Origin of the sequence: Aeromonas sp. R4-1 (assembly GCF_040908325.1) — a bacterium.
GTDB lineage: Bacteria > Pseudomonadota > Gammaproteobacteria > Enterobacterales > Aeromonadaceae > Aeromonas > Aeromonas veronii.
In genome coordinates, this window is sequence record NZ_JBFODM010000097.1 from 1 (window position 1) to 7,604 (window position 7,604).

At 49.9% G+C, this 7,604-nt stretch carries 8 protein-coding genes and 1 pseudogene; 6 read left to right on the forward strand and 3 right to left on the reverse strand.

The annotated features are described in order from the left end of the window. Window positions 1–98 precede the first annotated feature (98 nt). Window positions 99–506 carry a hypothetical protein gene (locus tag AB5Y90_RS18265; RefSeq protein WP_368167491.1) on the forward strand — a complete coding sequence of 136 codons (408 nt, stop codon included), beginning with the start codon at window positions 99–101 and terminating at the stop codon, window positions 504–506. Here AB5Y90_RS18265 and umuC read toward each other — a convergent pair. Both umuC and umuD read right to left on the reverse strand, forming a co-directional pair. Continuing rightward, a complete protein-coding gene (umuC, locus tag AB5Y90_RS18270) occupies window positions 489–1,760 on the reverse strand; it encodes a translesion error-prone DNA polymerase V subunit UmuC (RefSeq protein WP_325793941.1) in 1,272 nt (423 codons plus the stop codon). The two genes, AB5Y90_RS18265 and umuC, sit on opposite strands and share 18 nt — an antisense overlap. 3 nt (window positions 1,761–1,763) lie before the next feature. Beyond that, window positions 1,764–2,186, reverse strand: coding sequence for a translesion error-prone DNA polymerase V autoproteolytic subunit (umuD, locus tag AB5Y90_RS18275; RefSeq protein ID WP_059112981.1), 423 nt, complete (start codon window positions 2,184–2,186; stop codon window positions 1,764–1,766). 132 nt (window positions 2,187–2,318) lie between these two features. On the opposite strand from umuD, the gene vapB reads away from it, so the two are divergent. From vapB to AB5Y90_RS18300, 5 genes and pseudogenes are all read left to right on the forward strand, one after another. Beyond that, on the forward strand, window positions 2,319–2,546 hold the full coding sequence (vapB, locus tag AB5Y90_RS18280) for a type II toxin-antitoxin system VapB family antitoxin (protein ID WP_144716187.1): 228 nt from the start codon (window positions 2,319–2,321) through the stop codon (window positions 2,544–2,546). A gap of 717 nt (window positions 2,547–3,263) precedes the next feature. Further along, a pseudogene (locus AB5Y90_RS18285) lies at window positions 3,264–4,179 on the forward strand (IS5 family transposase). Window positions 4,180–4,329: 150 nt separating this feature from the next. After that, window positions 4,330–4,629 carry a hypothetical protein gene (locus AB5Y90_RS18290; protein WP_362818503.1) on the forward strand — a complete coding sequence of 100 codons (300 nt, stop codon included), beginning with the start codon at window positions 4,330–4,332 and terminating at the stop codon, window positions 4,627–4,629. Between the two features lie 232 nt (window positions 4,630–4,861). Next, window positions 4,862–5,509 carry a hypothetical protein gene (locus AB5Y90_RS18295; RefSeq protein ID WP_368167494.1) on the forward strand — a complete coding sequence of 216 codons (648 nt, stop codon included), beginning with the start codon at window positions 4,862–4,864 and terminating at the stop codon, window positions 5,507–5,509. Window positions 5,510–5,619: 110 nt separating this feature from the next. Beyond that, a complete protein-coding gene (locus AB5Y90_RS18300) occupies window positions 5,620–6,564 on the forward strand; it encodes a tetratricopeptide repeat protein (RefSeq protein ID WP_368167496.1) in 945 nt (314 codons plus the stop codon). Here the strand turns inward: AB5Y90_RS18300 and AB5Y90_RS18305 are convergent. Then, entirely contained in the window at window positions 6,552–7,499 is a 948-nt protein-coding gene (locus tag AB5Y90_RS18305) for an IS30-like element ISAs2 family transposase (RefSeq protein WP_019706001.1), read from the reverse strand. The two genes, AB5Y90_RS18300 and AB5Y90_RS18305, sit on opposite strands and share 13 nt — an antisense overlap. Window positions 7,500–7,604: the final 105 nt, after the last annotated feature.

Genomic DNA, 7,604 nt, shown 5'->3' on the forward strand with positions numbered 1-7,604 from the left:
GAACAGTCGAGTTAGAAACGGGATGACGTGAGCGCGTTAAGGATCAGGGTGTTCACGTTGGCCGGAATGGCTGTTCAACTTCGCCGGAATACGCAGTAATGAGTAAACCATTTGGTTCCGGCAGCGTTACAGTTCAACCATCTCGTGGCCTGTGGCAGGCAAGCTACTTAGGGCAGAAAGTCACCTATAGCGAAGCGCGGTTTGGATCAATGGCAGAGACCCTTGCTCACCGGGCTTTGTTAAAATTGCAGGCTGGTAACTTTGACCCTGTGTCCGACGATCTGCAATTTAAGCTGTCATGGCGAATGCTGGATGCTGCCAGGCAATTGGGGCTCTCATTGGGCCAACTGCGGCAGTGGATGCTAACTGGAATGCTCAACGGACATGAGATTAAACCACCAATGCGTGATGTGAAAGGCGTTGACCGAATCACCGGTTGCGAATTGATGATGGCGCAAGAGCGCCTTGCTGAGTGCAAATCGGGGTTGTCACTTTGCAATGGGTAATTCATCCAATGCGGTTGTATAGCGGGGACTGAGTTTTTCACGCTTCATCATCCAATCACTGTTGTCTCTCCCACAAGATCCAAAATGAATTTTTCCTAATCGTCCCTGGTTGATTCGGTCGATCATCTGCATTAGGTCCTGACTGCGGGGCTTATGTTGATGATGGTCGAACAAATCTCCCTGCTGGCTGCCGATAGGAGTGAAGTCGGCTAGCATCACGCCCCCTTTTTGGTAGCGGTGCCCATCCCGCCAGATATGAGAGAGCAGTGAGTGGATCACACCCAGCAGCTCCCTGGTATCGTTTGTAGGCACAGCCAGCGTGGTGCTCACTTGGTTGCCGTAGTAGGGCTCTTTGTCATTGAAGGGGCTGGTACGAATGAATAGGGTGACATGGCGACAGCACATTCCCTCTGCCCGGAGTTTTTCAGCTGCACGTTCCATATATCCTGCGAGTGCTTGATGCATGGAATTCATGTGTGTGATCCGTTCACCGAATGATCGGGAGCAGATGATCTGCTGTTTGGCTTGTGTGTCCTGCTCCAGGTTGGCGCATGGATAGCCGCGTAGCTCTAGCACGGTTCGCTCAACAACGACCCCATAACGATGCCGTAGGTTTTTACCATCGACAGCGACTAGGTCCGCCACACTATTGATCCCGTGCGCTTCGAGCCTGGTGGTCAGTTTTCTACCTATTCCCCATATTTCCCCGACCGGAGTGATAGCCATCAAACGCGCTCGACGTGCCTCATCACGCAAATCAACCACTCCACCAGTCGCAGGCCACTTCTTCGCGGCGTAGTTTGCCAGCTTGGCGAGTGTTTTGGTTGGCCCGATCCCGACGCCGACTGTGAGTCCAGTCCATTGCTGTATTCGTTCACGGATCTGACGACCATATGCTGTTAGGTCTCCCGCCCATGATTCGTTCAGTTCAACAAACGCCTCATCAACACTGTACACCTCGACAGTTGGCACCATGCCTTCCAGCGTGGTCATTACGCGCTGTGACATATCACCATAGAGGGCGTAGTTGCTCGAGAACCAAACACCGCCTACGGCCTCGAAGAACTGACGGATCTGGAAGTAGGGAACACCCATCTTGATGCCAAGCGCCTTGGCTTCTGCCGAGCGAGCCACAACGCAGCCGTCGTTGTTCGATAGCACCACGATCGGGCGCCCCTTGAGGTCTGGCCTAAACAGGCGCTCGCAGGACGCATAGAAGTTGTTCACATCGACGAGGGCAATTGCGTTGGGCATGGTTTACCCCAGTTTGGTCTTGTGGAGTACATAGGTTACGACGCCAAAAATCTCTAGTTCTTGCCCGTCCAATAGATGGATGGGCTGGAAATCTGGATTGGCGGGTAGCAGGGCAGGGAACGGGCGTTCTTGCAGCTGTTTGACAGTGAATTCTCCATCAAGGCAGGCTAGAACGATAGCGCCGTGGCGGGCCTTGAGCGCCCTATCTACGATCAAAAGATCCCCGTCATTGATGCCCTTTTCCACCATGCTGTGGCCACTGGCCCTGACATAGAAGGTGGCAGCGGGATGCTCAATACAGATCTGGTTCAGATCTATGGTTTGCTCAATATAGTCCTGTGCTGGGCTAGGAAAGCCGCAAATCACAGGGGACAGAAAAAGCGGCAGCTCTAGAGCGTCCGGGGTTGGATGTGGGATGGCGAACATGGTGGCTCACTGATTGCTGTTTTTATATACAGTATAGCCGTATTGCATAACGTGTGCATCCGGTGTCAGTTGACATACCGGCCCCATTAGCTATGTTCGGTTCACATGTTATTTGGGTTCATAGGACGCGTGATGGAATCAACAGTTTTTAAGTGTGGTCGTGGCCAGGGGGTTTACCTGCCCGAGGCAGTGGCCCTGCCAGATGAGGTCACGCATGTTGAGATCGTCGTGGTTGGTCGTACTCGTATAATCACACCTGTAGGTGAGTCCTGGGATAGGTGGTTTGATGAGCCTTGTATGAGCGCCGACTTCATGGCCGAACGTGAGCAGCCAACCGCCCAGGAGCGAGAGAAACTCTGAGGTTGGTCCAGCAGGGTAACTGAGTTGCGTAGCTGAGAGGGATTGTTTTTATATATATAGATAAAGCGTATCCCTCTCACCTGAAAAGGTGAATAGCTATGGCTATCATTCTCGCGTAGCGAGGATTGTTCATAGATCTGTCGGTACTCGCCCCCCAGGCAGGATAGCTCAGTAGCCATTTTTTCTAGGTTGCACCACTGGTCGTGGTGCATGTGATCCAGTTATTTACCCGTGGTTTCCATTGGACCATTCGTTGAAGGTGTTTTGGTGGCACTAGAGCTGAGGTGCACAGCTGAGAGGGATTGTTTTTATATATATAGATAAAGCGCACCCCTCTCACCTAACAGGTAACGATGTGGCTACATCATTCTCGCATAGCGAGGATTGTCCATAGATCTTTCGGCGCTGGCTCTCCCAGGTAGACAGGATAGCTCGATAGCAATTTTCTATGTTGCACCACTGGCGTGGTGCATCTGATCCAGTTAGTTATCTGGCCAAGTATTCCACCAGGAACTTGTCAAATGGGGTATTCCACTTGTTGTAATCCCCGGACTACCTGGCACATGTCGAGCACTATCATGGCTGTGCGCACCTGCATAGGAACAACCTCAACACTGGCTGACGAAAACGGCGTTGTTTCCCAAATCGATGCAGCTTGAATAGAACTAACTGAGGGTTCGGTGATCTGAACACCACCATCCTCTTCAAATTTGCATCATGGGCACGTCGCTTCACCCCATCACCAACTGGCCTCAATACAACAAGTCTTTGATTAACCGTGGTTCACTCACTTTCTGGGTTGATGCCGAGGCCATGAGCAACTGGTTTCACCACGACCATCATGGGCGGCGGGGCCGCTGCCTGCTTTACACTGACCAGACCATCGCAACCTTCCTGATGCTCAAGGGGATTTTCAACCTCACTCTGCGAGCAACACAGGGACTACTCGACTCCCTATTCGAGTTGATGAACGTACCGCTGTGTGCGCCGGACTATAGCTGTGTCAGCAAGCGAGCACGCACGGTGACAGTGGCTTATCGACAGCCCCCAAAGGGAGTCATTACCGACCTGGTTATCGATTCAACCGGGCTGAAGGTGTTTGGCGAAGGCGAGTGGAAGGTCAGAAAACACGGCGCCGAGAAGCGGCGAGTGTGGTGCAAGTTGCATCTGGCGGTAGACCCGGTGGCCCACGATATCGTGGCGGTGGAAGTGTCGTTGGAAAATGTCCATGACGCCGAGGTGTTGCCGACCTTGCTCAACCCTCTGCGGCGCAAGCTGGGACGTGTTTATGCGGATGGCGCCTACGACAGCAAAGCCAGCCATCAGCTTATCTCGCGCAAAGGGGCGACAGCCTGTATCCCGCCTCGCAAGAATGCAGGGCTCTGGCAAAAGGGGCACCCAAGAAATGAGGCCGTGCTGGTGATGCGCAAAGAAGGGCTCGCACTGGAAGAAGATATCGGGGTATCACAGTCGCTCACTGGCCGAGACGGCGATGTATCGGTTCAAACAGTTGCTGGCGGGAAAAGTCAGTCTGCGTAACTACAACGGCCAAGTGGGAGAAGTCATGGCGTATGTCAGCGCCATAAATAAACTGAATACCCTTGGCCTACCTGTCAGAAAGCCCCGAGTGTAGCGGTCACCTGGGGCTGGCGAAGTCATGACTTGCTGGCTGATTTGGGAAACAATGCCGACGAAAACTGTACTAGCATCTTTCGTTTCCATTTCATAAGGTCTTATAGCCGTAGCTCCACAACAAAGACCTATTTGTATCATGGAAGTAACAATGGAAAGAATTTCACTGCATTCGTTAATTCAGAGAACTATGTGTATGTTGGGGTTCTCATTAGAAAGTATGGCTGATCGGGTATCAGCACTAATCTGGCTTGGTGATAATATCGGTGAACAATGGCCATATTATATTGATGACTCAACAATAGGGTTTAACGATTGGAAATTCATACGCGATACTGACTCAGGAGAAATCGTATTTAGTAATATGCAAGTTCCTGCTATTAGTAAACATGAGCTGGTAGAAGTCTTTCAGGATGATTTTTCTGCAAACAATAATACAACTATGGAATAGTTGATATGAATGTATACCTCAAAAATGATTCATTGGAAATGGAACCACTAAGGAAGGTGCGAATAAGTCACCAAACATAAAAATGCGCCCTTGTAAGCATTTGAATTTAATAAACTAAATTTTTCAGTTTCGTTGTGGAGGGTGCTTATTCGCACCCTCCCTAACAGATGAAGAGCGGATAGGGGCAGCTCGAGATCCATTGACTACGCTTGAGCAGTTAAACAAGCTATCCATGGACGATGATTCATGTGTTCGTTACTACGTCGCTGGAAATCCTGCAACTCCTATTGAGGCCATTACTCGACTAGCTCACGATGATGACGAGGATGTGAGTGAATTAGCTATCAGCAGTACTGTCATTCAACCTGACACTCTCAGTGAATTATCGACTCATACTAATGTTGTACAGAGAGTTGCCGTAGCTAGACATCCGTTAACCCCCACAATAGTACTCAATTCATTGTCCACAGATGCTGATAGACATGTCCGTGCAAATGTGGCTCGTAATCCCTCAACCCCCTTATCCCTATTAAACGCGTTATCTCTGGATGAAGCAGAAGATGTCCGTGTCGGTATTGCTGGTAACCCGAAGGTTTCTCAAGCGTTATTGATACAATTGCTTGAGCGGACAAACCACGATGATATAAGGGTTTTGGCTGCGGCAGCTGCTAATCGTGCATTGCCATCCCGGATGTTGATTCAATTTGTTTCTGATGACCGTCCTTTAATCCGTATGTCAGCGGCGAGTAATCCGCTACTAAAACCTGAACAGATGAACGAGTTACTTTTTGATAGTGATGAGTATGTGCGCAAGGCTTTGATGCGAAACCCTGCCTTGCCAGACTCATTGAGCATGTGTTGCGTGGATGATCTGCTTTAAATCTATAATAAATGTTACAGAGCTCATACTTATGCTGAAATGTAATTAAAGAATATTCTGAAGATGATAGATTGAGATCAAGTTAACTAAATGGATACGTGGAGGTTGTCATGACATATGGGGAATACACTGGCGATGATGCTGCACATGATATGATAGAAAAAGAAAAGTTCATGAAGCAGAAATATCAAGAGGCAGTTTCTTACGAATTTGGGATCGGCGTAGATGCTGACTTTCTAAAAGCGATTGAAATATATGAGATTGCGGCGTCACGCGGCCACCCTCAATCAAATTTAAAACTTGGCATGTTCTATTTTCATGGTCATGGTGTAACTCAAAATATAAATAAAGCAATTAAGTATTTTTGGAAAGCTGGGGAACGTGGATGTGCCCTATCCTACTTTACACTAGGATGGATTTATGACGAAGGGGTTTTAATACCTAAGGATGACGATAAAGCAGAATATTGTTATACAAAATCAGCTGAAAAGGGAAATGGCAACGCACAGTATAACTTATCTCAACTGTGTTTGAAGATAAGTGAAAAAACGTCCAAGAAAAGCTATGAAAAAAAATCAATAGAATGGCTTGAGTTGGCAGTGAAAAATGGCCATCCACTGGCCCAATTGAATATGGGTGTTCATTTGGTCAATAAAAATGAAGGGCCAGAGGTTGATGTACATGCAAATCAGCTATTTACACTCTCAGCCGAACAGGGAAATATTGATGCGTTATATCAATTAGGATTAATGCATCTAAAAAGCTACAAAAAATATAAGATAGAGCATGATCTCAATATGGCATTTGAGTTTTTAAATAAAGCAAAAGATGCCGGGCATATTCAGGCGCAAGTGAAAATTGGAGACATGTGCTACTGTTGGCTGGGATACGATCTTGATAATACTCAGTTTGAGAACATCAAGATTGGAGGGCGTGAATATGAAATAGGGCCAGATTGGGGGCATTATCTCGAAGCAGCAAAAAAAGGCAGTATGGAAGCTAAATATAAGGCGCGAATTCAACTTCGAAGTGCGACACTCGCCTATGCCGCCTGACGGTACTCTTCGAATACCTTGACAGGCTGCCTGAATCCGAGACATTTCCGAGGTCGTAGGTTGAGCCACTGCTCCGCTCTCCTGACATCCTCGTCCGTGACCTCTCTCAGGTCTGTTCCCTTTGGGATAAACTGCCTCAACAGCCCATTGCTGTTCTCGTTCAGACCGCGCTCCCACGAAGAGTAAGGGTGCGCAAAGTAAGTCTCGGCACCCAGCGCTTCCTCTATCGCCTTGTGTTCGGCAAACTCGCCGCCGTTGTCAAAGGTGATGGTATGCACCTGCTCGATGTAGGGCGTTAACATCTCGATTATCGCATCCCGCACCACCCCAGCCTGTTTGCTCGCGACCCGCTTGACCAGATAGAGCCGGCTCTTGCGCTCCACCAGGGTGACCAGTGCACCTGTGCCTTGCTTGCCCAGCACCGTGTCCGCCTCCCAATCACCGAGCCGCTCCCGGCTATCGACGATAGCCGGCCGTTCATCAATAGAGCGGGCTTCCTTGATGGGAGAACGCAGGCTGCTCGCCCCCTTGCGGTAGCGCTTGTGGCCCTGGCGCAGATGGCGGTACAACTGGCCACCCCGGGCTTTGTCGGCGGCCACATGGCGGTATATCCACTCGTGACTCACCATGAGGCCTATCTGCTTGCCCACCGCGCTTATCTGCTCCGGGCTCCACCACCAGGCGAGTGTCAGCTCGACAAACTGGATGACATCGGCAGATAGCCGAGATTTGGCCGCACTGGCCCGTCGGTGGGTGGCGTGCTGATGCGCATTGTCTGGCTGGTAGCCCTGCGGCCCGGCGTTACGACGCAGCTCCCGGTAGAGGGTGGAGCGATGAACGCCAATGGCGCGTGCGGTGGCAAGGATGGACATCCCCTGTGCGCGAAGCACCGATAACTGGTATCGTTGCCCCTCGGTCAACTGCTGATAGCTCATGGTGATACTGCTTTTACTTTGGCGAGCAGAAGGGTACCACCAATCAGCAGTTGGCCACCTCTCGCCATTCATCCATGAGTGTCGCACTTATTATCTGAATTCCCG

Excerpts from the sequence above, each read along its gene's own strand:
- AB5Y90_RS18265 (WP_368167491.1), top strand. The coding sequence starts at position 99 with ATGAGTAAACCATTTGGTTCCGGCAGCGTTACAGTTCAACCATCTCGT.
- umuC (WP_325793941.1), bottom strand. The coding sequence starts at position 1,760 with ATGCCCAACGCAATTGCCCTCGTCGATGTGAACAACTTCTATGCGTCC.
- umuD (WP_059112981.1), bottom strand. The coding sequence starts at position 2,186 with ATGTTCGCCATCCCACATCCAACCCCGGACGCTCTAGAGCTGCCGCTT.
- vapB (WP_144716187.1), top strand. The coding sequence starts at position 2,319 with ATGGAATCAACAGTTTTTAAGTGTGGTCGTGGCCAGGGGGTTTACCTG.
- AB5Y90_RS18290 (WP_362818503.1), top strand. The coding sequence starts at position 4,330 with ATGGAAAGAATTTCACTGCATTCGTTAATTCAGAGAACTATGTGTATG.
- AB5Y90_RS18295 (WP_368167494.1), top strand. The coding sequence starts at position 4,862 with ATGGACGATGATTCATGTGTTCGTTACTACGTCGCTGGAAATCCTGCA.
- AB5Y90_RS18300 (WP_368167496.1), top strand. The coding sequence starts at position 5,620 with ATGACATATGGGGAATACACTGGCGATGATGCTGCACATGATATGATA.
- AB5Y90_RS18305 (WP_019706001.1), bottom strand. The coding sequence starts at position 7,499 with ATGAGCTATCAGCAGTTGACCGAGGGGCAACGATACCAGTTATCGGTG.